Origin of the sequence: Belliella baltica DSM 15883, from assembly GCF_000265405.1 — a bacterium.
GTDB classification, from domain to species: Bacteria; Bacteroidota; Bacteroidia; order Cytophagales; family Cyclobacteriaceae; genus Belliella; species Belliella baltica.
In genome coordinates this window covers 513238-538681 of sequence record NC_018010.1, presented here as the reverse complement: position 1 = coordinate 538681, position 25444 = coordinate 513238, and the positions used below count along the sequence as shown (strand labels likewise).

The following is a 25444-nucleotide window of genomic DNA, read 5'->3' as shown; positions in this document are numbered from 1 at the left end:
ATTAAAATCAATAAGTTACAGCTTTAGGGGGACAAAATAGGGGGCAGAAGTCAATGGTTTCATGAATTTGAATTGATTGGAATCAAATTGAAATAACTGGTTAGTATTAACCAAATTAATTTTAATCTTACTATTACCAAAATCGCTTGTGAAGTGAATAGCGATAAATTAAATAGGTAGAAACCAGCAGACTTCGGAACGCAAAACTTCGATTTCAATTTTAGCTATTTTTAAGCCAAGTGCTGATTTTCCGCTACGTTTCCTGATGTAGTCATACAGTTGTCATTAGAAATTGAACTATTTTTTCTTTCCTTTTCTGTATTAAATCTCTCGTCCAAATTGGATTGTCCTTCGTCAATTCTTGAATTTCTCTTTGTTGCTCTAAATGTGTGTAACTCGCTCTTTTGTCCGCAAATGGCCTGTTACCTACTGAACAGTTATGAGATTTTGAAAGGAGTAAATAGTTTCCTAAACAGTTGATGTGTTGATTTATAAATTCTTCATCATAAGTGTCGTAACCTGTTTCTGGATTTTCTGTCTGTGGTGCAATATGCTCCAATTCTGGACTTGTTATTTTATCAAATCTTGTCGGTGAGTAACCACTTTTCCCTTGTGATTCAAGATGGTTTTCGTATTTCCAAAGTAAGAATTTTGCTGTCGAGTGATTAATGCCGCCTTGTAATGCTTTTTCTAATTCATTGTTACCCCAATATGACCACCACCAATCTTGTGTAGTTTTCATCCAATCAATTCTAATAATTATTGGTGAAATGTCAGGATTCTCAGAAGTGAATTTTTGGTAAACATCATTAAGTCGTGATGTTATATCTGCTCTTGTTCCTATTAGTCTGTGTCTTATTACTAATGATTCAAGACTTGAACAAAGTTGTGATATGTCAATTTTGGAAAGTCCGAATTTGTAAGCCTTTATGATAAATGGAATAGAAATACCAATGCCACCAAGTGAAATGAGTGAATGAATTTCAAGATTTTCTCTTTGGTCTTTGCCAAAGAACGACGTTAAATGCTCAAAACTTATCGCAAGTGAACGAGTAAAATCCTTGATAAATGAAATTGAATTTTCTTCCGAAAGAAGTTTATTGATTTTCTCAATTGCGTTTGACTCCCAAAGAGAATTGAAATGAACTCTTAATGTGTAAACCAAAACATCATCTTCGTTTATATTGTATTCGATTGATGAAATTGATTTATAAATCTTTTCAAATCTTGATTTAATTTCATCAATTAATGTTTCCTTTTCTTCGCCACCGTAAAGATGAACATTAAACATAAATTGAGCCTTTATAATCTCCAAATTTGAAGGTTTTTTACCCCTGTTGTTTTGGAATATAAACATTTGAATTGCTTCTGATTCGTCTGTAACTGGGTGTGTTGTGCAAGATGCACTTTGAACAGTTTCAAGAATTTTTAAAAGATATGCTTCATCTTTATTTATAAGTTTTTGAGCAAAAAAGTCAAAAGCAGTTACAATTCGTTTTGCTGATTCTGTTTCAAGTCCGTTTTTATCCTTTTTGGATTTGTCAATTACATAGTCTTTGAAAAGCTGGTTATCATAATCAACTGTTGCAAAGCGATAAGTTGAATTTCTTTTAATGATGTCTTCAAATGTTTCTTGTTCGGTTTCATTTAAAGGTCTGATTTGCTTAATTCGAGCGAACAAAGCCGAAAGAAAAATGACAATTGTTGTAAGTCGCTGTTGACCGTCAATTACTCCGAATTTATTAACTTCCTTTTCTTCAAATAAAAAGTGTCCGAAATAGTATTTTGATTTTGTTGTGCTTCGATTGTAGTCTTCCAAGTCAGACAGAAATGTGTTTACTTGTTTAGGCGTTTTACTACTTTCAAATTCTGTGTCCCAAGAATAAGCACGTTGATAAGTAGGAACAAAAATTCTGTTCCCTGCTAACATTTGTTTGATTGATGTTGATGCTTCCATTGTCGAATGTTAAAGATGTCTATTTTTGATCTCAGTTATGTGTAATTATCATTTTTCTTTCCCCAAAAGCAATTGCTTCAGGGGAAGAAAAATTTAATATGATGACACATTCTTGCATTCCTTGCACTTTTTGCAGAGTATGCCCATACTGGTTAGATTAAGGGTTTTTAAAAGGGGAACACTGCAAGGTTCCTGCAAGTAGTGCAATAATTTTTTGATATTAATTACTTTTTAGTCGTTTAAAGTGCTGGGCTGTGCTTTCCCTTATTACTTCCATCGGGATGTCGATGACACGAACCACTTGTAAGATGTAAAATACTATGTGATTTTGATCCACAAAATTTACATGTGTACTGTGATTTTTCACTCCCTTCATAGAGCTTATGATTACTTTTATTTGAACCTAATGGAGATTTATGACATTTGCCACTAGTCAAGTGTGCTACACTATGAGATTTTAATCCACAATATTCACAATAGAAATTTGACATGATTTTATATTTATTTTAGAAATTTTATTTTTTAAAATCCTAGAAGTAAGTCTGGAGCATCGCTAAAAACGAATCTTACGACATTATCTCCAGAATTCATTATAAATCTAACGCTTAATCATTTCTCAAACAATACCAACTACAGGGTATTTTTAACTGAATTGATTCTTTATCATACTTCATATCACTACAACATGATACGCAATACCCCTAACATCCAATCATCAGCATATTCAAAAGCAGAGCGAATAGAAACATTACCTTTCTGCTTTCTTATCTGTTCAAAATCCAAAACTTTCTGATTGCCCTGAATGCTGCTAGCAGTTTTTATTGAAGCTTTTCTCCAAAAACCCCCTTCAAATTCAAAGGGCAGTGAACACAAGCCTTCTGTTTTGAAACCTTTAGAGTCTAAGTAATTTGTGATTGGCGAGTACATGAAAGTTCCTGTAAACTTTCCCAGTCCAGCAATAAGAATTACCCTTCCTTTTAAGCTATCCAGTCTTTGTTTGATTTGATCTGACAGCTCCAGCTGCATTGGTATTTCCTTTTTTAAAAACCTGAACCCACCATAATAATCATAAGCTGAATTAGGAGGTGCAAATTGGATAAACTCACAATTCATCTTTGATATACGGGGCCTTTTATCAGTGATAAAGGTGATGCTATCAACTTTCAGATTATCACTACTTCGTCCGATCAGTTTTGAAGCAGCAGTCCCTAAGGCTACTAAATGGATTTCTTCTTTTTGAGTATAACTCAAAATAGAAGGAGCAACCGCCAATATTGGCAGTGACTTTACAAAATCTCTTCTTTTCATATTATCAAATATTCTTGTGATTCACATTGATTTTCCAGCCTGCCTTATAGGCAATTTCTATTGTTTCTATCTTTTCTGTTCTCTTCAAAATCATCCTAGGGATTTGATAAAAAACAGGATTAAAGAAATTCTCAGCTTCTACCTTTAGTTGGCTAAAGGATAATTCCCTATGAAGCGTATAGATACTAAAATAGTCGATGGCCAAGTAGCTGATATGAATAGGGAATTCAGATTTTTGAGAAAAATATTTTTCAAGATATCTATGTAGTTTTAATAGTTTGAAGGAGAATTTCAGCCTCTTAGGTTTATTTTCAGAGCAGAATAATAAATCATCCTTCCTGATGTAGTCATGTTGCAGAGGATATTCCAGGTCTTCTGGTATATAGGCTAACTTTAGCTCTTTTAGAGTTTCTATTTTATTTTCCCATAAAAACTTAAAGGTTAATCGGGTCCTTTGAGCATCCCATGATTCAAAAGGACTCAATATACTTATCCAAAGTGTTTGGCGTGAATCAGATGGTGGTAGCGAGAAAGAGAAGTCAAACGCTTTTCTCTCTTTCAAAAATTCACCCAACCGTTTCTGTTTTACATCTAAATAAGAAATCTCAGAAGGAAGCTCCAAAAAATAATCATAAAAAAAGTCCGTGAGTATGATTTGTGGGAGCTTTGAATAGTTCCGCTGTAAATTCTCGATTTGGTTATAAATGCCAAACCCATTTATATCTTGGTTATCCAAAAGCAAAAAGGAATCAGACTGCATTCCCATCAAGCTTAAAAAATCCATCATCAGCTCTTTTGTTTTTTCTTTAGTTTCAAATGCAATCAAATGAATTATTTGAGCTTCCTGATCATCTAAATCCCCTAAGAAAAATGGCTTTACTTTCTGTATAAATGATTCTATAAACAGACCGTATTTGGGATAAAGCTTTTGCAATGCCAAAGCTGTAAATGTCAGGTGTTCTGATTTATTCATAATCCAAAGATCAAATGAACCTCTGCCAAAATATGTCTTGATAAAAAATAACTCCGACGTATTTTGGCGAAGCTTATGCTTATCTTTAGAGCATGAGCAAGTTAGATTCTTTAATAAGACAGGCTGAAATCATCAAATTAGCCAGAAGAAAGGCGTTTGACTGGGAAACCCTAGAAAATCACTTAGCAAGGAAAGAAGAAGACCTTGACAGAGAATTGATCATTTCGAAGCGTACATTCAACCGAGATTTAGCTGAGATCAATGAGTTTTTTGGCATCTCTATCAATTTTGATTTCAAATCCGGCCAATATGCCATCGATACCGAAGAAAGCAGCGAACAAAACATACAGCTCTTAGAAGTTTTTGATACCCTTCAACTCTTTGGTAAAAGAGGAAAAGTACCTCCTTATATTTTTATGGAGCAGAAAGTAGCTAAAGGCACAGAGCACTTTTCTACCATCATGAATGCCATAGAACACAGCAAAAAGATTCAAATTACCTATGGTAAATATTGGAAATGGGAAACAGAAGAAAGAATTCTAAAACCACTAGCCCTGAAGGAATTCAAACAGCGTTGGTACTTGCTGACTTTAGACGAAAAGGATCAATTCAAAGTATTTGCGCTAGATCGGGTTCACGAGATAAGCTTAAACAAAGAAAGATTTAAAGTTAATCGGCAGATTGATTTTGAGGTCTATTTTCAGGATCTGTTTGGTATTATCAATACTCCTGGTAACCCTGTTGAAGAAGTAGTCCTAACTTTCACAGAATTCAAAGGCCGCTATATCAAATCTCTACCATGGCATGAAAGTCAAGAGATCTTGGTAGATGATGACCAAATTCTAACCATCCGTCTCCGTGTCAAAATCGAATATGAATTGATCGCTGAAATACTTTCCCATGGTGACGAGGTCAGAGTTGATGCTCCAGAGAAATTAAAGGAGATAGTGAGAGTGAAGGGGGGGGATATAGCTGAGGGAATACTATTCAAATAACTCAATATCTTAAAGTCTCAAAAAAAGTAAATTCTATTCAACCAAACTTAGAAATATGACAATTACCGAAAAAGAGAACGAGTTGTTTCAACGATGGAGAAGCCACTCTAATGCTGATGAAACAACATTTTTTGTTCAAGATGGAGCCTTGGACGCTGACGCATACATTAACTCAAGTATCAAAATATGTTCAATTCTCAAAGAAGTGCCATTTGATAAAACTGCTTCTAAAGGATACAATTTTGGTAAAGGTTTTCAGAAAAAGATAAAAGAAAAAGGTCCGGAGGCATTTCTAAAGAATAAGGGGACTTTAAGTGTTTTAGCTAAAAGGATAAGCCTGATACGAGAGATTTTTGAGGAAAAAAATAATAAAGATGCTATTTCATCACTAAGCGAGTCTGCTTATGTAAATATTAAAAAGTATAGAGGCACCAAAACTTCTTCAATTAAGGATCTAGAAATGGTAGCAACTAAAGACAAGGATTTTTTAATGGAACAAATCGAAGGGATTTTAAGTCCTGACATTTTGCTCTGTGGTAAAACGAGACATTACCTTGGTTTCATTTATGGTGGAGATATCCAACTAATTATGGAAGATCAAAATAGAAAAACCAGACTGTTTCATCTTTACCGAGAAGGAAGTGCTAGAAGATTGATAATTGAAATGTACCATCCTAGTCATAGGACTTCTGAGAATGAATTATTAGATAGGCTCAAGGATATTTTACTGCGTTACAAAAAATCTGAAATTTGTCTTTTCGACAAAACATCTTAAAATCATAAATCACGAGGTGAATATTTGCACTGATTTATTTTAGAAATACCATTTCACTTCCCCTGAAGCTAAGGTTTCAGGGGAAATGAGAACTTAAAATGAGGCTACTTTTTTGCATTCTTTGCACTTCTTGCAGTATGTGACCATACGGCTTGGAAATGCTGATTTTGAGTTAATTTTACTGCAAAATTTCTGCAAAGAGTGCAAAATCATCTATGATTCACTCTTCTTTAAGACTACCCACTAAACCATAAAGAAATTATTCCATATTCCGATATGGAATAAAACTACCATGAGCCGATTAACTCTTTTAATCGGCTCAAAATACCATTTAGTTCAAGTAAGTAATGGTAGCAAGAATAAAAAGAACAAGAAATTCTTAATATTTAGCGAATACAATGTAAAAGAATTTCAATTTTCTTTACATTAGTGTTTCACAAGATAAAGAAAAATTAAAAATCTTTACAATACCCATGACCTGGCAACCTACATCACTTCCTTACAGCAAAGAACTTGAAACCAAACAAGTACTCAAAGCCCTCAACCAGGCACATCGTGCACTGGCAGAGCTCAAGGGCGTAGCTCGAAGTATTCCTAGGCAGGATATATTGATCAATTCATTATCCATACAAGAGGCTAAAGATAGTTCTGAGGTGGAAAATATAGTTACTACACATGATGAACTCTACCGATCTTCACTTGGACCTGATTACTATGTGTCTCCACAAGCCAAAGAAGTGAAAAACTATATATCTGCTCTCAAAAGGGGTTTTGACATTGTCACCAAACATGGCATTCTTACATCCAATCACATCATAGAAATACAAACTGTATTGGAAGGGAACAATGCAGGTTTTCGAAAACTATCAGGAACAGCACTCAAAAATCAGCAGACGGGAGAAGTGGTTTACACACCACCGCAGGAATATGATGAGATTGTAACGTTAATGCAGAACTTGGAGCTATTCATCAACGATCCTGAGATGAGTGAAGTAGACCCAATTATCAAAATGGCAGTTATTCACTTTCAGTTCGAAAGCATACATCCATTTTATGATGGCAATGGCCGCACAGGAAGAATCATCAATATCCTCTACTTGGTTCTCCAAGGTTTACTTGACTTGCCCATACTGTACCTGAGCCATTTTATTATACAAAATAAGAGCGAATACTACATGCACTTGCAAGAAGTAAGAAAAACAGGGGAATGGGAAGATTGGCTTTTATACATGATTCAAGGGGTGGAGCAAACTGCGCTAAGCACCATGCACAAAGTGGAAGAAATAAAAAGAGCTATGATGGTGTTGAAAAATGTCCTCCGAGAAAATTATAAATTTTACAGTCAGGATTTGCTCAACCACCTTTTCCATCATCCCTACACCAAAATAGAATATTTACAAGAGGCCCTTCGCATCAGTCGACCTACCGCTGCGGGATATCTCAATCAATTAGCCAAAGATGGCGTCTTGATCAAAAAAGTAAGCAAACCCAATTATTACATTAACCCATATCTGACCAAGGCATTGACGCCCTAAATGAATATAGACATAATGGTTTAGGCAAATTAGCGATTGAAAGAAAAGCCAGAGTAGATTGCTAAGAAAGAAATTAGATAGAATTTAAATGAAAGTATAAATAAAATCTATGCTTCATTTCATGAAAATAGAGAAGCAATTATTCCATATTCCGATATGGAATAAAACTACGCTGAGCCGATTAATCCTTTTAATCGGCTCAAAAAATATCTATATTTGAGCCGATTGAATAAAATAATTGGCTCATGACCTACAACTGGCAGCATCAAAATTGGCCTAATTTCCATTATGATTTGGAGATCTTACAGCCTTTATTTCTAGAATTTTCCTTGGAATGGGCTGAATTGAGTGGGATGGAAAAAGGACTCTCTACAGATTTAGAGGAAGAAACGGTCATCAATATCATGGTTTCTGAAGCCATAAAATCCTCTGCCATTGAGGGTGAGTTTTACAGCCGAGAGGATGTCATGTCTTCAATCAAGAATAAACTTGGACTAAACAAAACACCTGCTAGAGTAAAAGATCGCTATTCGGCTGGGATTGCTGAGTTGATGGTAGAGGTAAGAACTAGCTTTCAATTGCCGCTAAGTACAGAGATGCTAAAAAATTGGCACAAAATCCTCTTTGTTCATTCCAAGAATTTACTGGTTGGCGATTGGAGAGAAGGAAAGGAACCCATGCAGGTCGTTTCTGGATCCATAGGAAGAGAAATAGTGCATTTTGAAGCTCCACCATCAGATAAGGTGGCCAAAGAAATGGAATTGATGGTTAACTGGTATAACCAGGCTAACTTTCCCCCAATCAATGCTATCGGTTCAGCTTTGTTGAAATCAGCCATCGTGCATCTTTATTTTGAATCCATACATCCATTTGAAGATGGTAACGGAAGAATCGGCAGGGCCCTTGCAGAAAAAGCCTTATCACAATTTCTAGGAAAACCCGTCTTAATGAGTATATCAAAAATCATTGAAGCGGATAAAAATGCGTATTACCAAGCTTTGAAAGATGCGCAAAGGGGCTTGGAAATTACCGATTGGATAGCCTACTTTATTAAAGTAATCATCACCGCTCAACGGGATTCAAAAGCTTTGGTAGAATTTCTTTTGGGGAAAGTGAAGTACTTTGATAAATATAAAAACTATATGGACGACAGACAGACCAAAGTCATTGAAAGAATGTTTGAAGCAGGGCCAGAAGGTTTCCAAGGTGGAATGAGTGCTAAAAAATACATGTCCATCACTCAGGTTTCCAAAGCCACCGCAACAAGAGACCTGCAATACCTTAACGAAAATGGACTTCTGATCCAGTCAGGAGCGGGTAGATCTGTGAGGTACGAGTTGAATTTACTAAATGTGAAATAATCTTTCCGTATTAATCTACCTCTTAATATTCCAAGTCAGGCAATTTATGATTCCTGTGTCCTGTGCCGGTTCATTGCTTAAGATTGTAATGAGTTGTTTCTCAGGAAAGATTTCTTTTGCCTTTTCAATTGCCTCGTCGTCTGTTACCTTATTAAAAATTGGTAAGATTAAGTAGTTTTCTAATTCAAGAAAGTTCAAATAAAGTCCTGCCGCATCATCCAAGTCTTCATTGTCATATATCTCATAGGGGAAAATACGCCATTTGAGACCTGAGTTATGTAATGCACTCAAAAAGTCGATATAGTCCTCCTGTTCTTCTTTGCTAAAATCATTTATTAAAACAGTGTCACTAGCAATAAACCTAGCCATCCCATCAGCATGGCCTAGCCAATCCCCTTTTTCTACTGGAACAAAAAATAGGTCATTTATTTCAAGTAGATTTTTTAGCTGTTCAATAAGTTCAAGTTCTGGAATTTGTCGGTTTTCAATAAAGATTTTGCTTGTCATCAATACCTTATCGTTCCACCTAGATACATTTCCTCCATCTAGAATTATATCAGATTTAACAGTCTCGATACCAATTGCATGACAGATAGAATCAACATCTGAGATTGACAGAGCTTTAATTTTGCTAGAGATTAAATAATCAGGTTTATAAGTGAATCTTACAAATTTGCTCTCTGAAACTTGAATTGGCATATAATCAACAGCCCAAACATCCTTAGTATTTGGAAGAACTCCATATGGGATATTTTCTTGCCCTAGTTTCAAAATAAATTCTCTAGCAAAATCAGGATACTTTTTGGGAAGAGAATCTGCTATGAAGACAAAATTTGTTTGGTTATCTGTTATCATATTTTAAGGAATCAATTTTATAGGTATCCCAACGTTTTGAATTGACATTATCTGAGATTAAATCAATAGAAAATCGATATGAAAAATTTAAGTTTGATAGGTTTGATGATTTTGTTCCATTTGAAGGGTTGGCTTTCATTATCTTTAACTCTTCCTTCATTTGCTCTTTTGAAAGTTTGTATTGAAGTGTTTTATAAGGAGAGGAATTTGTATCAATAACCATCAAGATATACCCATCGATTCTTTCTTGGTAATCTCTTAATCCAACGAAGTTTGCAAGTTTATTTGATGTTGTTAAAATCGAAGTTTTAAATTCATAATACTTACCAGAAATGGAAAAATCCCCATTATCTTCAGATGGATTAACTTTTTCAAAATCGTTAAACTCAATAATTCGATTTTGAATTCTTGTTCCAAAAGACTTAGGAGATAAGAACTGCATAATTTTTATAAAGTCTTCCCAATTTAAGTCAAAACCATACCTTAAGTCTTTGGTTGAGTTTAATTTTATTTCACGTAATGTTTTTAATGCTATTTCTATTTCTTGGCTTGTCATCTTTTTTAAAATTTGTAATGAAGAGTGAATCCGATTAAAAGTAAAACTTCGAGTAATTTCAAACAGGTTCTTTTAATCAATTCCATAATTATAGTGTTCTGAAAATAAGGAAAATTGATTTGGTGAAGATTTTTAAAAGTCTAATTGTTTATAGTAACAATTCATTAAGACATCTTGTAATAGCCTCCCTAATATCGTCAGCTTCAGTAGAGCCTTGCCCCTCTGCTGTACAAGAGCATACAAGAGAGTTTGCTTTTGAAGACACAAATTGAATTGTTACTTCCAGGGCATATCCACCTAATCCAGTTTTTCGTTTGCCACTTTCACCGTAATTAATAATTAAAGTTTCATTTGATAATTCAGGCTTCAATTCAGGTAATCTAATCATTCCTCTTTTTGTCAAGTTGCCTGTTATTACATCACTTGGATTAACAGTTTTACTTGATGAGTAATATTGACCATTAACTGTAGCACCAGAACTTGAAGTTAAACTGTTTGTTGGGGTGATAAAAAAGTATTGGTAATTCTCAATTACATCATTTTTGATACTTGTTGGTGGCTTCAGTGATCCACAACCTATTAGAAAAATACTTGTTACCATCATTCCAAAGTACCCCAATACTATTGATCGTTTTTTCATGTTTATGTTCTTTGGTTCTTTTAATATTTAAAATCAAGTACTTATTATGGTTGAATAAGTAGATACATTACCTCAACTCCCCCTTCTCTTGATCAAAGAAAAAATCATTGTCCATTGGCTTCCAATATTTACTGATATTAGCCATATGCTGAATAGGTTTTTTAAAAGCTGAAACAGGGATGATATAAAGTGCATCAGGGGAGGAAGGAATTCCACCAACACCTAAGGCAATAAAGGTTGGCATCTTAGTCCGAGTTTCAAAGGCCTGATATCGCTCCAATTGCCCATCATTCGCAAAGCGAATAAAATCTCCTTTTACATTACTTCTCCATTTACACTCTACAGCAACAGGGAAGCGTTTATTTCCTAACTTTAACTCCAATTGTAAGTCAGGGTCTAAGGTAGTTTCTGCATACCTGCCTTCAACATATTTATCTCCTGCCCATTGTTTGATAACAAAGTAGTCTTTATTGAACTTCATGACGATGAATTTTTCAAAATCTAATCCTGCTTTGACATTTACATCGATCAACTCAGTTTCAGGTTCATCTATTGATGCTTTCAGATCTTCTTTAATTTTTTTAATGATAGGTTCAGGATCTTTACCTTCTTGAAGGGCTGTATCTCGAATTAGATTTTCTTCTTTTGAAGTGAAATTTGAATCCTTTATCGCAGCTGCAATAGCATTCTCAAGACTTTTCTGATCTATTGTAGAAGAGTTCTCTTGACCAAGCATCCAAATTCCTGAACCTATGGCAACAACTCCAAAAATAATTAATGCTATGGCTAACATGCGTGTCATATTTTTTTAGGACTGATTTAAAAAACTCAAATTAAGAAAATTTTGAAGTTTTAAGAACCAAAACCATATCAATGGAAGTAAAAAAAGGAATATCGAATAAATAAGAGGCTTCGCCCTCTTATTTTAATGTTTAGTACTATCTGATTTAAACCCTTGAATATAATACTTTAGCATTTGCGCTTGCGTTGGTGTCAGCTCTCTAGGTTTGACCAAACTTAGAAATTCTTGCAAGCCAATTTCTTCAATTAGAGCCCCAAAAGAAGAGTTTAAAAATGATGAAGAAGGCGCAGATGCGTCTTTAAAAGAAACTTCAATGGTTTCACCTTTTTTTAATACCTCTTTAAGATGGAGATAAAAATCATGTCCAGCTTGATTGGTAAAGGTCTCCTTGACGATATGTGCAACTCTAATCAACATATAAATTATTTCACCATCTCCTGACTGCCATTCAATTCATAAGGCTGAATTAACACCTCTACTGGCAATCCTAAAAGTTCGTGAAGGTTTCTGATCATGTCTATAGTCAAAGCTCGTTTACGGTTGAGTACAAGGCTTACAGTAGTCTTACTGCCAATAGCAGGGATCAAGTCTTTGTCTTTAAGCCCTTTCATTTCCATGGCTTCTTTGATAGCAGTGATAGGCTCAGGTAAAGCGATAGAATAGTGCTCTTTTTCATACTTGTCTATCAGCGTCACCAATAGCTCTGCTTCCATTCCTTCAGGACTATCTGGATTGTCATCAAATATTAAAGAGAGTCTCTTTAAAGCATTTTCATATTCCTGCTCCGTGGTGATGATTTTATCCCATTTCATATCTACGATTTGATTTTACGATTTAAAACTGGTCAACTGTATTGGCATCAACTTTATCATATTCGGTATGTGTGCCAATAAATTTGATAAATACCCACTGCCTTACATAACTAATCTGTACGATTAGCCTGTATTTATTTCTTGCGATATTGAATACCACACGATTGTTTTTGACCGGGTCTGCATCAGGAAAGTCTTTGACTACATCCATTGACTTTTGCCAATCAGCTCCTTTTGTAATGGATATCCATGTTTCAAGACTGGCCTTCGCATCGGGATGCTTTTCATAGAATTTTACCAGATTTCTTAAAGCAATGATGTTTTTCAATGATTTATATTTTTACAACGGTTGAAGATAGGTAAAAGTTTTCAATATGAAAACTTTTATCTGATTTAGATATGAAATTTAAGAATTCAGAATAAAACTTTTCTTTTCAATAGAAATTAGGTCAAACTTGATAAATATCCAAAATCAATAAGTATTTTTAGGTACATCAAATAATTTTAAATAATGAGATCAGCAATTCTAGTTTCCTCAACTGAAAGACTTGAAGGTTATGAAATTGAAAAGTATTTTGAATTGATTTCTACAAATGTTGTCTTAGGTACAAACTTCTTTTCAGATATAGGAGCATCATTTACTGACTTTTTTGGAGGGAACTCCGAAATATATCAAAGCAAACTCGAAAAAATTTACAAAGTGGCTATTGATAAGTTGAAAAATAAAGCAGCAACGTTTAATGCTAATGGAATCATTGGAGTAAGAATAGATTTTGATGAGATTTCAGGAGGCGGTAAATCAATGTTTATGATCTCTGTATCTGGTACTGCCGTGAAATTGAAACTTTTAAAGAAAGTTGATTTAGTAAAAGAGAATAATTCGTCTTTTACATCAGATGAACTTGATGTGATGTCTAGAAAGATAGCCACCAAACTAAAAGTAGATCAAAATCAAACTCTAGGTAGCAGTGACTGGGAATTTTTAATTGAGAATTCATTAGAAGATCTTATTCCAAATTTGGTGGAATCATATTTTAAACTGGTTAAGGATTACCCATACTCAGACCAATTAAAAATTTATAAAGGTTATCTAACTGTATTGCTGAGACAGAGCACTCCAGAATTAGTTGAGAATACACTTTATGGAATGTATGCTTCAAACCCTGAAATTATTTCACAATTAATTATTGAATGTGAGGTGTTCTCACCTTCCTTAACAATCGATTTAATTGAATCAGGAAAAATTCATTATGCTATAGCAATTCTTGAAGCCAAAAAGAGTTTTTATACAGCTGATGATTATACTAAAATGGTTGAAATCTTAGTCCTGTTAACCTCTTTACCTGATACGGGTAAAATTGAGGTAGTAAAAGGAATGTTGGGTTCGAAAGAAAAATTCATTTGTGACAAAGGTCATCAAAGCCCACCGGATTTAGTTTATTGCACTGAATGCGGTCGTAACATAAAAGGTGTTACCAAAGGAGAAGAAATAGCCATAAATCAATTCTCAATGAAAATTGAGGCTTTAGAGGAGTTATTCAAAACTAAAACCTAGTGGTTATTCTTTTACATGATTTTATTCATTTAATTGGATTGGATTTAATAATTCACATCAATATTACATAGTAATCATACGATTATTTTACAGCCAATTCTTTTGAAAGATTGAATATTGAAACTTGATTTTCAGCAGGATATGCAGAACCTTTAATTCTAGATCTAATTATTCCTTTGTAACCTATAATCCTGAGTAAAAGAACCTCTAAATAAAATATTCCAGTATTCAGTAAAGGCCATGTTTTACCTTTGAGTTTTTCCAAATCTTTCTTTTTAGATTCTGAATAATGAACATATGCATTTCTTATTAAAGGAAATACATAAGCAAAATCTTCAGACTTATTTAGATCGAATTCTTTGAAAGTTTTTCTGTATTCCTTAGGGAATTCTGTTGATAAACTGAAATGAAAGAGAAGACTTCTAATTTTATTACTTGCGTAATTTTTTTCTTTGTCAGATTCACCAAAAGCTTTAATTTCTCCTTTCTCTAAAACTAGCCAACTATATAGAGTTTCAAAGCTGTTTTGTAAAAAAATGATCGAGCCGTTAGTGTAACCAGAGTTATTTAAAGCTTCTAAATACCAATGGATCACAAAATCCATTTTTTCAAAATCACTTTCAGTTTCCGTGACATTTAAAAATTTATTCCATAGTGAGCAAAATTCATCATCAAAGCGGAAAGGTAACCAGGATTGAACATATTTATGATGATCAGTAATGTATGGTGAATAGTCTTCCCAAATTATTTTTTCATCACTTGAATATGCTTTCAAAAATAGTGGTGCAACTCTCCGACCATTTAAAAAAGATAAAAATATTTTAAGCCTCTTAACAATGAAATTGACTCTATTTAGTGGAGTGACTTTGTTGAACTTTATCCTGCAATTGTTAGAGATAATATAACCTCCTTCGCTCTTAATTGCTTTTTTACTTTTTTCATCAAGAATGTTTTGAATCTCTATTGAGTGATCAGTAGAAATAAAACTTATATGTCCTAACCTTGAACCTTTAGGACTTTTCTGGTATGATAACCCAAAATATTCTCTAAAATTAACTAGATTAAAGTCTATGTATTTTATATTTTTCTTACTTTGAATAAAAATTAATTTTTCATTAATGCTTCCATTAATGTTAATAGTTTCGCCATAAAATTTATTTTCTATAAAAAATTTCACCTTTTTGTTTTGACTCCCAATTGTAATTGATATTTCATTTTTATCAAATATTGCCTTCAAATCAGAGCAATCAAGGATTTCAAATCTTAATTGATGCCTTGGAACCCATTTGACAAAGATTTTTCCATTAAAAAGATGAGTACCAAAATGAAATTCTCCTTGGTATATCAATATTTCTTGATTTGGGTATTCCATAATTATGGTAGAAACTATTCCTTTCTTTCTCACCCTTCACCCCCTTCCACTATCCTAATCTCCTCCTCTGTCAACCCATAAAGTTCATAAACCAATTGATCGATTTGGTTTTCTAATTCTTTAATGTCGGCTGAATTATCAGCTTGTTTCAATTCTAAAATTTGTTGAATTAGATTACATATATTTTTAAAAACTGTTTCATTGTAATTGGGCATTGGCAATATTTCTAAATGCCCCCTTTTGACTTGTGCCAATGCCTCACCAACTTCATTGTTTATTATGTTTTGATAATACCAATTCAATAAATTTGAGTTTAATAAAGCTAAAAGCACGTACTCAGAAAACTCGTTGTTTGTGGAAATAATTGTATAAAGATTATCCCTTACAACAAATTGACGATTATCAATAGTGGATATCAGAGAACTTCCTGTTTGACGAATAACAATCTTAATGGGTGCATCATAGTTAGCAGAATATCTGGGTTCAGCTAACCAATCTCCAAAACTGATATAATAATTATCATTCCAGGTTATTACGTATTTGTTTATCAAGCTGCCTCGAAGCAATGGTCTAAAAGTATGATCCTTTTTGAATGACTGAACGAATGGTTTCTCTTGCATTGTTTTTTCGTCCTGCTTCGGCTTACCTTTTCCTTTTTGAAATGGCTTTGTTCCCTGAGTAATTTTCGCAACATTATCAAGTTTTAGAAGAGTAGAAAACTTAAAATCAATCTTTGAAGCAAAGTCTGTTAAATAAATGTTTATGTGACTATGATAATTTTCGGCAAGTAATTTATTTGAAAAGTGATTTTCAATTTTATCTCCGTTCTTGTCAATTATTTGGACAGACATTGAGCTTATTGAATCTACTAATTTTACTGCACTTACAATTATGGTATCAACTACAGCTTCTTCAAATACAGGAAAGCTGTATGCTCTTACATTATAAGTGTTGAAACAAGTAAAAAGTAGTTTTCTGATATTTGGTGTTTTTAAATTGAGTAACCAAGTATTAGGAACAATGAAACATAATTGCGAAAATTCTTTGAGCAAATGAAATGAAAGCTCAAAAAATGTCATATAAATATCAAACTGATAATCAGAATACTGATAATTATTTTTTATGAATTCTTTTTCTGATTCATTAAATAATGCACCGTAAGGCGGATTCCCAATCACCACATCAAAACCCACAAAATCCCCCGATTCATTCAATACCTCAGGAAACTCAAACCTCCATTCAAAGGCATTTTCATAGATCTTATTGCTTTTGATCTCTTCGATCTCGGTAGAGAGCTTTTCCAGTTCGGCTTCTATCTTTTCTACTTTCTTTTTTCGCTCCTTTTTCTCTTTGGCTGATACCTCAAATAAACCAGTTTGCATGGTAAGGTTATAAAGCTCACCACCAAGTTTCGCTTTACGCTTGATCTTAGGGTCATTGTTGGCTATCTCAGAGCGAAAGTCAGACTTGATCTCTGCAATCAGTCGTTCCATCTCTCTCTTCTCTTCCTTGCTTTGGGCATTTCGATAAGTCGTCACCGCCATGCGATAGCTGTCTATGGAAAACTTACTTTTCTTCAGCGCCTCACTCAGATCTGCATCTATCGCAAAGCGACTGACCAGAGAGTTTCCACATTTGATATTGATATCGATGTTTGGCAGGGTTTCCAATGCTCTAAGACCTGTCAGGTTTTCAAAACCTGCCAGGTCTTGCTTGTAGTAAGCATTCTTCAACAACTCAATCCACAATCTCAATCGACAAATCTTTACCGAGTTGGGGTTGATATCTACTCCAAACAGACAATTTTCTATAATCGCCTGTTTTTCATGAAACAGGGTCTCTTGAATGCGTTGGCTTTCTTTGTTAGATGGATTGTATTCAAAGAGCTCACCCTCTTCGTCAGTCACGATCAGTTCATCATTGACTACTTCTACTTGATATTCTTTCAACCGCTTGCCATTTCGGTCTTGCAGGATTTTCAAGTCATTTTTCACCGCAATCATTTCATTGAGTGCAGATACCAAAAAGTGTCCAGAACCTACGGCAGGATCACAGATTTTGATACTATTGACGATTTCATTGGCTTGTTTCCGGTCTTCTATTTGATCATAGATTTGATCTAGACTTTCTGAAAGTTCTAAATCTTCTGAAATTTTAAATCCTGATTCTTTAAACTTCTGAACCACAGCCCTCCGAATCGTCTCCCTACACATATACATGGTAATGAAACCCGGAGTAAAGAAAGAGCCATCTTTGTAGCCATTGATCTTCTCGAAAATCAATCCTAGAACAGAAGCATTGATCAGCGTTTTATTGTCCTCCTGAATATCTTCGGAACCTTCGGAACTGAAATCATAAGCATTCAAGAACTCAAAGAGGTATTCTAGGGTAGACAGTTTGCCTGTTCTTTTCTTCCCCTGCTCGTTTTTCAGTACAGTAGAAGAAATGATCGGAATCAATTTATCATCCCTCAGATTACTGATAAACAAAGTTGAATGCTCAATATCAGTTGGCTCAAAAAGCGATGAATTGAGGTAAGGGACTTTCTCGAAAAGTGCTTTGACATCTGGGTTTCTATCCTCAAATTTCCTTGCCAACACCTGGAAGAAAAGGCTGTTTAGATCATCATAGTTTTTGATTTTGTCAAGACTAAGAAAGGAGTAAGACTTGTCTCCTTTATGATAAGTAAAGAGTTGCGCTTCCAACAGCTTAAGAAACAGAATTCGGTTGATCCAAGTGATAGAAAGCTCAAGGGCTACATTGAAAAGTCGTTCTTGATGGGTCTTCCCAAACTGAGATGGCTGAGACAATCGACTGATTTTATCCAAACTATCCAACTGAATGATCGCATCTTCCAGAATACTCCCTGTATTTCTCTCACCTTCCTTATTTCTACCAATCAGCTTTTTACCACCTTCTTTGGTTTCTGTTAGGCCGATAATATGTAATAATTCGCTGTAAAACCGCTTATCGAGGTTATTACTGTCATTGGAAAATGGCAGCTTAAGCATGTGTTCTGGTGAAAGCAGCTTGAAAAGTGCAATCAGCTTTACATCATCTTTTTTGTCCGCATTTCTAAGCGGTTTATCATAATTCCTTAAGTCAAAATACGTGAAAGGCAATTCACCTTCCAGATTATTGATCTCACGGGATGCAATTTCCTTGTAGAAAAAATCCGTAGTATTTCCCGATAACCTACCTTCTTCAAAAGCCTTAAAATCCTTCACCAAAGTCTTGTTCTGCGCAAAAGCTTTCTCAAAAACTGAAGCATCAAACACAAACCATTCATAGATATTGGTCACCACAAGGTGTTTGACTTCAAGGTTGTTTTGGGTGATTCTTTCCCTTAGAAAGTACAAGATCAATTCCTGAAAGGATTTGACATTGAGATTCACCCTCATCCCCGAAGTCGACGCCGAAATCGGGGGTTTCTCCCCCTCTCCTTCAGGGAGAGGGGGTTGGGGGGTGAGGGTTTTATCACCAAGGGAGGGCCGGGGGGTGAGGGTAATGTCCGCTTGTGACGACTGAGGCCGCGCTTTCAGAAAACTAATCATCTCACTTTTGTTGGTAGGTTTCTTGGTTTCCAATATCACCCCAACCGGACTTTTGGCATCTTTTCCGTTATGGATAACCATGTCATTTCTACCCTTGGTGTTGATAGAAAAATCTGGTTCGTAGTACGTTCTTTTAAGAAAGTCAGAGACGAGGTTCTTATGAAACTCCTCTGATTCCGATTCATTGATTTGATCAAATAGTCTGATTAAATTCCCTTTAAAGACCTCAATTTGGGTTCTTACGGGTTTTACTTTTAAAAAAGCTTTGTTTAAGGCTTGCCTAGGTTTAAGAAATTTGTGGTTCATTTTCCCGAATTAGCGTTGAAAAATTTCATTCAACAATTTGCTTGTTTTTGGTCGGATTTGCAATAAAATTTAATTGGCACTTTAGTTTTTTGATGATAATTGACATTGTTTGACTGAATTTATTAAAAAAGCAGCCTTTGAAATTGAAAAGATAATGATAATATTATTGACTTATAAATGTTAATAATATAGACAATGGATGTTTTTGAGATTTTAGCGGAACTGGAAAGGAGGGAGGAGCAGATTGAAATCAAGCTTAAAAAGATCTTAGAGGCTAATTTAAATCCTTTTCCAGGTGAAAGGATACAGAAAGCGAAGCTGTTACTTAAGCTTATCTATGAATTCAAGAAGCATATTCAAGCAGATGAATTTATCCAAGCCGGAATGAAGCTCCGTGATTTGGAAATTGAAGGATTGATGATTCTTGTAGAAAAATCACCTTCTTTGAAATGATATTCATTAAAAAGAAAAAAGAGGTTCAGTTATTTTTGATATAGAATCATAAAGTTTATCATAGACCAGAATCAATTGATCACAATTGGGCAATGTGCTTCTGAATATTACTAGTCAAATTATAGTCCTTAATTTACAACTTAAATTTTATCTTCTTTTGATTCAATATAATTTTCCGCATAGATCGTTCTACTGTAGCTTCCAATATTATAGTTTATGCTTTCAGCAAGTTCTAATAAATGACTTGGATTGATTTCATATAGATCACCGAGCTTTGCAGCCTGTAAAATATCTAATTTCCTGATACCATTTTCTATCTCCAAATATTCTGAATCAGTAAGGTCTGCTTTGGCAGCCACCAAGTCAATATCATACTTAAACTCTTCACGTAATTTTTTTAAAAGTGTATATTTCATTGTATTGGTTTATCAATTCTATTCATATTTTTAATTATCAAAAATAGCTCTTCTTTGTCTTTTTTTAAAGATTCTAATTCTTTAATTAAATTACCAATTTGGATATCTTTCTCCTTAATTATTCTTTCGTAAAATTCAGAATTATCATTTTTGCCTTCGTGGTATTTATTTGTCGATATAATGGACCTACTGTATTCACCTGTATTATAATTTATTATTGGTAAATCTTCTGATAAAAAGTAATCAGGTTTGACATGGTAAAACTCTGCTAATTGTTGTATTCTCTCTAAGGTCAACTTAGTTTTTCCTGACTCTAAATTAGAATATGTTTTCTGATTAATATCCAAAACATTGGCCACATATTCTTGAGAGAAGTCTCTTGACTCTCTTAATATTCGAATAATTTTCTGTGCTTTGACCATATTAGAAATATTTCGACTAAAATTCACTGTTAAATACTCAATTAGTAAAATACTTAACTCTCTCTATCCAATTTTTTTTAAAAATTTGTACAACACTCTTCTAAGTTAAATATACTAAGTATTCTTCAAAACTAAAGCATATCAGCAAGATTAGTGGGGCTTAATTTATGCGGCTTTAAAATAAATAGAGATGGAGAAAATTTATAGGTAAACTTTATGATCCTGGACAATCAAACAGTAGGAAAAAATATCTCTCTCTTCCGTAAATTGAGACAGAAAAAAGCCTTTGAAGTAGCCTTTCATTTAGGTTTAAAGGAAGCGGCATATACCAAATATGAAAGAGGGGAGACAAAAATCACCATTGACTTCATCCAAAATATCTCTGAGTTTCTAAAAGTAGATCCACTTCACTTGCTAGTATCTAACCCTGAACAACTTCTCGAAAACCTATATCAAAGCTCCTCAAATTCCAGTTTCAAGTTAGATTTAAGTAAAATTGAAGACCACAATAAAACCCTGAATCAAATACTACAATCCATTCTAACCCTAAATGAATCCATCAAAGAAATTTTAATAGCTAACAAATAAAATTCAATTGTTGTCATTTGCTTCCACCATTACCCTAAGTTATTCAGTTAACCCAATTAACCATTTAAACCTCCACCTCCCTAGTACCAACGTAGTAGCAGTCTAGTATCAACGTTGGGGTAACGTAGGGGATACGTAGACCCCATGACTAGACCCCGTAATTTTAATTCTTTAAAAAAGAACATTTAATCTTTAATTTAATACAATTTTAATCTTTTCCCGATCTTCCCTCACAATTCATGGTATCTTAAAAGACGGCTCTAATCTTGTTTCAATAAAAACCTTTCAATTTTAATCAAACCGTCTGATGCGGGCGGGACGACGGAGATCCGGGCCGGCGATGGCCTTGAGCGTGGATAGGATATCTCCGTCTTGACTTTTTGGTTACTTTTTGTGTCAAGACAAAAAGTAAGAGAAAACAATATATTCATCTCAAAACAGATTCTCTCACTCCTCAAAATCAACCCTTCACCCTTCTAATTTTACAAGAACCCTATCGTCCCGAGAGCCACCTCTTCTTCCTAACATATCCACCGCCGGGACTCACGGTCAGATGTGCGCATTCCTTTACCATGCACGGCGGCGCATTACAAAAAGTGGTGACTATAAAGGATTTTCTGCGCCTTGTACATGGCTATTCAATGTTAAGCCCGCTTCGGGGCTTCCTTCCTTGTTTTTTTTCATCACTCAGACTTTATCCTTTCACACCCTTTCCTCTGTGATCCTCCGTGCCTCCTCTGAGCAACTCGGTGTAATAAAAGGACTTTGCTCTTTAAACTTTTTCCTTCAATTAGCCAATTACTTAAATTATATCATTGTGACTCTTGGAGCTCTTCGTGTCAATCTATAGCGCTTCAGCGCCATAATTTATAATCCCTCCAAATCGAATTTCCGAACATCAAATACTAACTACCTCCCAAATCCCTTAAGTCTAAATTCGTTCAATTCGCTAAATTCGTGGTCTTCCTTTTTTCCTTTAACCTTGTGTCATTCATCTTTTCAATACCTCTAAAACCCCCACAGCTCTTTTCCCCGCTAACTCATTCATCTTTCCATTAACCTCCTGCAAAAAGACAATCCCCATCACAAGAAACAATACCTCTTCTTCTTGCAACGCACTGCCCAAATCCATTTCTTTAATCCCATTTAAATCAAGAGAATCATCTAAATCAAGAATATTCTCCTGATATTCCTGATAACCTACTTTTTCATTGACTTCATGAAGCCTACACCATAGTAGATCCACCCTGTAATGTGTAGCCCCGCCAGGAATAGCCTTTTTCTTAACACCTCCAATTCTACTAAAGTTAATTCGAACCACCTGACCTTGATGGTCAACAGTAGGCATATTTGCGATAAGACTTTTCAAAGAAGTAGCTTCAAAATCGAATCCTTTCATTAAATCTAAATCTCCAAATCGCAACCTTCTACAGCCATATACACTGACAGGGTCGGATTGAACTACCTTATGCATTTTTGAAGTCAACCTTCCATGTAAACCATCATGTCTGCCTGGATTCAGAAGACCTACACATGACCGGGATAGTTTTGCTGCGAATTTCGAGGCATGACCAAATTCAGAACTTACCCTTCTAGAGTTCTCAAATTCTGGGCCTTCCTTTAATCTTTTCTTTTTGGGGCTTCCTTTTGACCTGGAATAAAACTTTCCATTTCTCTTGTAAAAGATAACATTTCCCATTGTTCCTTCTAGCGTTAATGATCCTGTTTGCTTAGCCATAATTTCTTAGTGTTTGATCGGACTCTAAGATAATGATAATTAGTGACTTATCCTATTCAAACACGTATTAACTCCGTATCATATCCATATCAATACCATATCAGACACGTATCAAACATAAAGCAGACTATAGCCAAACTAGACATAAAGTCTGTTTAAAGCTATTTTAAAGGTATTTTTGATAGAATTTTAAGTAAATAATTAAGCTTAATTGTACTAGATTAACAATATTTTAATGGTTTGATTTTCAACAAAAAAAGGTTTTAATAAATGGAAAAATAAGGAGCCTTTAAAGGTCTAAAATGGTTTCAAACATTTCTCTTTTCAAAAAAGTGTAAACAAAAAAACCAAGCATTTCTGCTTGGCTTCATAGTAGCGGGAACAGGACTCGAACCTGTGACCTTCGGGTTATGAGCCCGACGAGCTACCAACTGCTCCATCCCGCGATATATCTTATAGACTTAATAAATCAATCTTTTTTATGACCTCGAACTTGTATCTGCTACTGCGGATATTAGACCGAAGAACTACCAACAGCTTTAACCTGTGATATGTTTTTTGACTTATTTATCGCTTTTTCTTGTTTCAATCAGCCTTCTGCTTATATTGTGGTACAAAAGTAGAAGTATTTTTGATGCTATGCAAGTATTGGAGGATAATATTCAATATTTTTTTAAACAAATAGCGCTCAGGTTCATTTAATATCTAATGTCTTCAAAGCTTAAATTTTAATTTAGCAAACGAATTCTTTGGGTTTAAAAAATTAAAATGTTAGGTTAGAGGATTCCTTTTTCATAAAGGATGTGGGATTAATTTAATAAAAAAAACCAAGGATTTTCTTTGGTTTTTTTTGTATTACCTATTTAACTTACATGCATTCTTTTATTTTTCTAACTATAAACTATTGAAAAGACTTTGAATAAATTGAAAATTCTTATCGTTGAAGATGAACTTGTTATTGCTGAAGATCTGAAAGATATTTTAGAAGATCTTGGATATGAGGTTTGTGGTATTGCAATCAGCGCGAGAGAAGCATTGGCTATGATAGACGAGTTTGCACCCGACTTGGCACTTTTAGACATTCAAATAAAAGGAGGTAAGGATGGAATAGAACTAGCAGCAGAAATCAATGAAAACTTCCACCTTCCATTCATAATCGTATCATCTTATTCGGATAGACAGACTCTCAACAGAGCAAAAGAAGTCCATCCTTTAGGATATTTAGTAAAACCATATAATGAAAAGGACATCTTAGCCGCTATTGAAATGGCAATGGCAAACTATGCCAAAGAGCAATCAAAGAAAAATGAAGATAAATCAGAAGAGTTTGTGCTCAAAGACAGCCTTTTTATAAGAACAAACGGGATGTTAGTCAAACTTAAACTCTCCGATATTATTTATTTTGAGGCAGATGCTAACTATACCCAAGTTTATACCAAAGACAAGAAATTTGTAATTCGCTCTATCTTAAAGGAATTGGAAGCTAAATTAGATCCAAATAGGTTTGCTAGAGTACACAAATCGTATTTGATCAACCTTGAAGAAATTCAAGGAATCCAAGCTGAAGCTGTTCATATAGCAGGAAAGGAAATCCCAATTAGTAGAAACCAATACAGTTGGCTACTACATCAAATCAAATTGCTCTAAATAACCCAAATCCTTTAATCTACTTAATCTTCCATTTTTCCAAGTCAACATACCAATTCCCATTTACCCAATCAACTAATCTTTAGCCTTAGGTCTCTTTCTTAGTTTTACATTTTTTTACACTTCTTCCTCATTTACTGCAGCTTGCTCCCTTTTATTCATTAGGATATAGACATTCTTCATAGATTCAACTATAAATTTTTACAAAACCAAAACCAAAGCAATCATGAAAAAGACACTTTCAATCTTCGCATTTACGTTTTTGATTATTCTTACAGTAGCAGCTCAAGAAACTAGGCTGATAGCGAATAATTCAAATAATGAAAAAAAAGAAGTTCTACTTAGAGAAATGGAACTCCCTGAGTTCATAGGAGGTCAAGAAGCAATGGCAACTTTTATTCAACAACAAATCATCTATCCTGATTTGGCATTCAGACAAGGAGTTGAAGGAGTTGTCTTGGTTAATTTTAGAATATCAGAAAAAGGTGAAATTTTAAAACCCTATATCGCCCAAAGTGTCCATCCTGATTTGGATAATGAAGCCTTGAGACTGATCAAAGAAATGCCAAAATGGTCCCCTGCTCTGCAGAATGGGGTGCCAAAAGAAGTGGCTTATCAGCTTCCAATTCGATTTGAGCTAAATAATTAATGACTGTCATTTGGATCAATTCGGCTTGCTGAAAAAGTCTCAGATATGCCTGATTCAAAGAGACCACTTGAAGATATATGTTTAATCAATTACTAACTGCCTTTTATTTTGAAAGGCAGTTTTTTATGGATCTAGATATGCTAAAAAAAGGAATAGGAATTAGCAATAATGAAAA

At 34.4% G+C, this 25444-nt stretch carries 24 protein-coding genes and 1 tRNA gene; 9 read left to right on the top strand and 16 right to left on the bottom strand.

Features of this window, described 5'->3' with window-relative positions; translation table 11 throughout:
• Positions 1–271 precede the first annotated feature (271 nt).
• The 3 genes from BELBA_RS02500 to BELBA_RS02490 form a co-directional block, all read right to left on the bottom strand.
• A complete protein-coding gene (locus BELBA_RS02500; RefSeq protein WP_014771181.1) occupies positions 272–1957 on the bottom strand; it encodes a DUF262 domain-containing protein in 1686 nt (561 codons plus the stop codon).
• 678 nt (positions 1958–2635) lie between these two features.
• Complete coding sequence (locus BELBA_RS02495; RefSeq protein ID WP_014771179.1) at positions 2636–3265, bottom strand: hypothetical protein; 630 nt, start codon at positions 3263–3265, stop codon at positions 2636–2638.
• Between the two features lie 4 nt (positions 3266–3269).
• Positions 3270–4238, bottom strand: a complete 969-nt coding sequence (locus BELBA_RS02490; protein ID WP_014771178.1) for a hypothetical protein — start codon at positions 4236–4238, stop codon at positions 3270–3272.
• A 92-nt stretch (positions 4239–4330) separates the two neighbouring features.
• Between BELBA_RS02490 and BELBA_RS02485 the strand changes: the two genes are divergently transcribed.
• From BELBA_RS02485 to BELBA_RS02470, 4 genes are all read left to right on the top strand, one after another.
• A complete protein-coding gene (locus BELBA_RS02485; protein ID WP_014771177.1) occupies positions 4331–5233 on the top strand; it encodes a helix-turn-helix transcriptional regulator in 903 nt (300 codons plus the stop codon).
• Between the two features lie 55 nt (positions 5234–5288).
• A complete protein-coding gene (locus BELBA_RS02480) occupies positions 5289–6008 on the top strand; it encodes a hypothetical protein (RefSeq protein WP_014771176.1) in 720 nt (239 codons plus the stop codon).
• 473 nt (positions 6009–6481) lie between these two features.
• The gene (locus BELBA_RS02475; protein ID WP_014771174.1) at positions 6482–7543 is read left to right on the top strand and encodes a Fic family protein; all 1062 of its coding nucleotides are present in this window, start codon (positions 6482–6484) and stop codon (positions 7541–7543) included.
• Positions 7544–7788: 245 nt separating this feature from the next.
• Complete coding sequence (locus BELBA_RS02470; RefSeq protein WP_014771173.1) at positions 7789–8904, top strand: Fic family protein; 1116 nt, start codon at positions 7789–7791, stop codon at positions 8902–8904.
• 15 nt (positions 8905–8919) lie between these two features.
• Here the strand turns inward: BELBA_RS02470 and BELBA_RS02465 are convergent, their stop codons facing one another.
• The 7 genes from BELBA_RS02465 to BELBA_RS02435 form a co-directional block, all read right to left on the bottom strand.
• A complete protein-coding gene (locus BELBA_RS02465; RefSeq protein ID WP_014771172.1) occupies positions 8920–9759 on the bottom strand; it encodes an agmatine deiminase family protein in 840 nt (279 codons plus the stop codon).
• Complete coding sequence (locus tag BELBA_RS02460) at positions 9746–10315, bottom strand: hypothetical protein (RefSeq protein WP_014771171.1); 570 nt, start codon at positions 10313–10315, stop codon at positions 9746–9748. The genes BELBA_RS02465 and BELBA_RS02460 overlap by 14 nt, the downstream gene beginning before the upstream one ends.
• A 148-nt stretch (positions 10316–10463) precedes the next feature.
• A complete protein-coding gene (locus BELBA_RS02455; RefSeq protein WP_014771170.1) occupies positions 10464–10955 on the bottom strand; it encodes a hypothetical protein in 492 nt (163 codons plus the stop codon).
• Positions 10956–11022: 67 nt separating this feature from the next.
• Positions 11023–11748, bottom strand: a complete 726-nt coding sequence (locus BELBA_RS02450) for a hypothetical protein (protein ID WP_014771169.1) — start codon at positions 11746–11748, stop codon at positions 11023–11025.
• Positions 11749–11880: 132 nt separating this feature from the next.
• Positions 11881–12174, bottom strand: coding sequence for an STAS-like domain-containing protein (locus tag BELBA_RS02445; protein ID WP_014771168.1), 294 nt, complete (start codon positions 12172–12174; stop codon positions 11881–11883).
• Between the two features lie 5 nt (positions 12175–12179).
• Positions 12180–12569 (bottom strand): helix-turn-helix domain-containing protein, encoded by a 390-nt coding sequence (locus BELBA_RS02440; protein WP_014771167.1) that lies wholly within the window; start codon positions 12567–12569, stop codon positions 12180–12182.
• Positions 12570–12591: 22 nt separating this feature from the next.
• Positions 12592–12897 (bottom strand): type II toxin-antitoxin system HigB family toxin, encoded by a 306-nt coding sequence (locus tag BELBA_RS02435; protein WP_014771166.1) that lies wholly within the window; start codon positions 12895–12897, stop codon positions 12592–12594.
• Between the two features lie 183 nt (positions 12898–13080).
• Between BELBA_RS02435 and BELBA_RS18995 the strand changes: the two genes are divergently transcribed.
• The gene (locus tag BELBA_RS18995; RefSeq protein WP_014771165.1) at positions 13081–14124 is read left to right on the top strand and encodes a YbjQ family protein; all 1044 of its coding nucleotides are present in this window, start codon (positions 13081–13083) and stop codon (positions 14122–14124) included.
• Between the two features lie 82 nt (positions 14125–14206).
• Here the strand turns inward: BELBA_RS18995 and BELBA_RS02425 are convergent, their stop codons facing one another.
• Both BELBA_RS02425 and BELBA_RS02420 read right to left on the bottom strand, forming a co-directional pair.
• Complete coding sequence (locus tag BELBA_RS02425) at positions 14207–15496, bottom strand: YopA family protein (protein WP_041779195.1); 1290 nt, start codon at positions 15494–15496, stop codon at positions 14207–14209.
• A 29-nt stretch (positions 15497–15525) separates the two neighbouring features.
• Positions 15526–19356, bottom strand: coding sequence for a type IIG restriction enzyme/methyltransferase (locus tag BELBA_RS02420; protein ID WP_014771163.1), 3831 nt, complete (start codon positions 19354–19356; stop codon positions 15526–15528).
• A 195-nt stretch (positions 19357–19551) separates the two neighbouring features.
• On the opposite strand from BELBA_RS02420, the gene BELBA_RS02415 reads away from it, so the two are divergent.
• Complete coding sequence (locus tag BELBA_RS02415; protein ID WP_014771162.1) at positions 19552–19809, top strand: hypothetical protein; 258 nt, start codon at positions 19552–19554, stop codon at positions 19807–19809.
• 140 nt (positions 19810–19949) lie between these two features.
• Here BELBA_RS02415 and BELBA_RS02410 read toward each other — a convergent pair whose 3' ends face one another.
• Together BELBA_RS02410 and BELBA_RS02405 are read right to left on the bottom strand one after the other, a co-directional pair.
• Positions 19950–20225 (bottom strand): helix-turn-helix domain-containing protein, encoded by a 276-nt coding sequence (locus tag BELBA_RS02410; RefSeq protein ID WP_014771161.1) that lies wholly within the window; start codon positions 20223–20225, stop codon positions 19950–19952.
• The gene (locus tag BELBA_RS02405) at positions 20222–20647 is read right to left on the bottom strand and encodes a helix-turn-helix domain-containing protein (protein ID WP_041779194.1); all 426 of its coding nucleotides are present in this window, start codon (positions 20645–20647) and stop codon (positions 20222–20224) included. Before BELBA_RS02405 ends, BELBA_RS02410 begins: the two co-directional genes overlap by 4 nt.
• A 216-nt stretch (positions 20648–20863) precedes the next feature.
• Here BELBA_RS02405 and BELBA_RS02400 point away from each other — a divergent pair, with 216 nt between their 5' ends.
• On the top strand, positions 20864–21235 hold the full coding sequence (locus BELBA_RS02400; protein ID WP_014771159.1) for a helix-turn-helix domain-containing protein: 372 nt from the start codon (positions 20864–20866) through the stop codon (positions 21233–21235).
• 991 nt (positions 21236–22226) lie between these two features.
• Here the strand turns inward: BELBA_RS02400 and BELBA_RS02395 are convergent.
• Both BELBA_RS02395 and BELBA_RS02390 read right to left on the bottom strand, forming a co-directional pair.
• Entirely contained in the window at positions 22227–22973 is a 747-nt protein-coding gene (locus BELBA_RS02395) for a hypothetical protein (RefSeq protein ID WP_014771158.1), read from the bottom strand.
• Between the two features lie 373 nt (positions 22974–23346).
• Positions 23347–23419: transfer RNA gene (locus tag BELBA_RS02390), tRNA-Met, on the bottom strand.
• Between the two features lie 469 nt (positions 23420–23888).
• On the opposite strand from BELBA_RS02390, the gene BELBA_RS02385 reads away from it, so the two are divergent.
• Together BELBA_RS02385 and BELBA_RS02380 are read left to right on the top strand one after the other, a co-directional pair.
• Positions 23889–24620: a LytR/AlgR family response regulator transcription factor gene (locus tag BELBA_RS02385; RefSeq protein ID WP_014771157.1), complete on the top strand. Its 732-nt coding sequence runs from the start codon at positions 23889–23891 to the stop codon at positions 24618–24620.
• A gap of 226 nt (positions 24621–24846) precedes the next feature.
• Positions 24847–25269: an energy transducer TonB gene (locus tag BELBA_RS02380; RefSeq protein ID WP_014771156.1), complete on the top strand. Its 423-nt coding sequence runs from the start codon at positions 24847–24849 to the stop codon at positions 25267–25269.
• Positions 25270–25444 lie beyond the last annotated feature (175 nt).

Excerpts from the sequence above, each read along its gene's own strand:
- BELBA_RS02485 (WP_014771177.1), top strand. The coding sequence starts at position 4,331 with ATGAGCAAGTTAGATTCTTTAATAAGACAGGCTGAAATCATCAAATTA.
- BELBA_RS02500 (WP_014771181.1), bottom strand. The coding sequence starts at position 1,957 with ATGGAAGCATCAACATCAATCAAACAAATGTTAGCAGGGAACAGAATT.
- BELBA_RS02455 (WP_014771170.1), bottom strand. The coding sequence starts at position 10,955 with ATGAAAAAACGATCAATAGTATTGGGGTACTTTGGAATGATGGTAACA.
- BELBA_RS02470 (WP_014771173.1), top strand. The coding sequence starts at position 7,789 with ATGACCTACAACTGGCAGCATCAAAATTGGCCTAATTTCCATTATGAT.
- BELBA_RS02420 (WP_014771163.1), bottom strand. The coding sequence starts at position 19,356 with ATGAACCACAAATTTCTTAAACCTAGGCAAGCCTTAAACAAAGCTTTT.
- BELBA_RS02380 (WP_014771156.1), top strand. The coding sequence starts at position 24,847 with ATGAAAAAGACACTTTCAATCTTCGCATTTACGTTTTTGATTATTCTT.
- BELBA_RS02495 (WP_014771179.1), bottom strand. The coding sequence starts at position 3,265 with ATGAAAAGAAGAGATTTTGTAAAGTCACTGCCAATATTGGCGGTTGCT.
- BELBA_RS02405 (WP_041779194.1), bottom strand. The coding sequence starts at position 20,647 with ATGGTCAAAGCACAGAAAATTATTCGAATATTAAGAGAGTCAAGAGAC.
- BELBA_RS02395 (WP_014771158.1), bottom strand. The coding sequence starts at position 22,973 with ATGGCTAAGCAAACAGGATCATTAACGCTAGAAGGAACAATGGGAAAT.
- BELBA_RS02475 (WP_014771174.1), top strand. The coding sequence starts at position 6,482 with ATGACCTGGCAACCTACATCACTTCCTTACAGCAAAGAACTTGAAACC.
- BELBA_RS02415 (WP_014771162.1), top strand. The coding sequence starts at position 19,552 with ATGGATGTTTTTGAGATTTTAGCGGAACTGGAAAGGAGGGAGGAGCAG.
- BELBA_RS18995 (WP_014771165.1), top strand. The coding sequence starts at position 13,081 with ATGAGATCAGCAATTCTAGTTTCCTCAACTGAAAGACTTGAAGGTTAT.
- BELBA_RS02410 (WP_014771161.1), bottom strand. The coding sequence starts at position 20,225 with ATGAAATATACACTTTTAAAAAAATTACGTGAAGAGTTTAAGTATGAT.
- BELBA_RS02450 (WP_014771169.1), bottom strand. The coding sequence starts at position 11,748 with ATGTTAGCCATAGCATTAATTATTTTTGGAGTTGTTGCCATAGGTTCA.
- BELBA_RS02480 (WP_014771176.1), top strand. The coding sequence starts at position 5,289 with ATGACAATTACCGAAAAAGAGAACGAGTTGTTTCAACGATGGAGAAGC.
- BELBA_RS02400 (WP_014771159.1), top strand. The coding sequence starts at position 20,864 with ATGATCCTGGACAATCAAACAGTAGGAAAAAATATCTCTCTCTTCCGT.
- BELBA_RS02445 (WP_014771168.1), bottom strand. The coding sequence starts at position 12,174 with ATGTTGATTAGAGTTGCACATATCGTCAAGGAGACCTTTACCAATCAA.
- BELBA_RS02460 (WP_014771171.1), bottom strand. The coding sequence starts at position 10,315 with ATGACAAGCCAAGAAATAGAAATAGCATTAAAAACATTACGTGAAATA.
- BELBA_RS02465 (WP_014771172.1), bottom strand. The coding sequence starts at position 9,759 with ATGATAACAGATAACCAAACAAATTTTGTCTTCATAGCAGATTCTCTT.
- BELBA_RS02425 (WP_041779195.1), bottom strand. The coding sequence starts at position 15,496 with ATGGAATACCCAAATCAAGAAATATTGATATACCAAGGAGAATTTCAT.
- BELBA_RS02490 (WP_014771178.1), bottom strand. The coding sequence starts at position 4,238 with ATGAATAAATCAGAACACCTGACATTTACAGCTTTGGCATTGCAAAAG.
- BELBA_RS02440 (WP_014771167.1), bottom strand. The coding sequence starts at position 12,569 with ATGAAATGGGATAAAATCATCACCACGGAGCAGGAATATGAAAATGCT.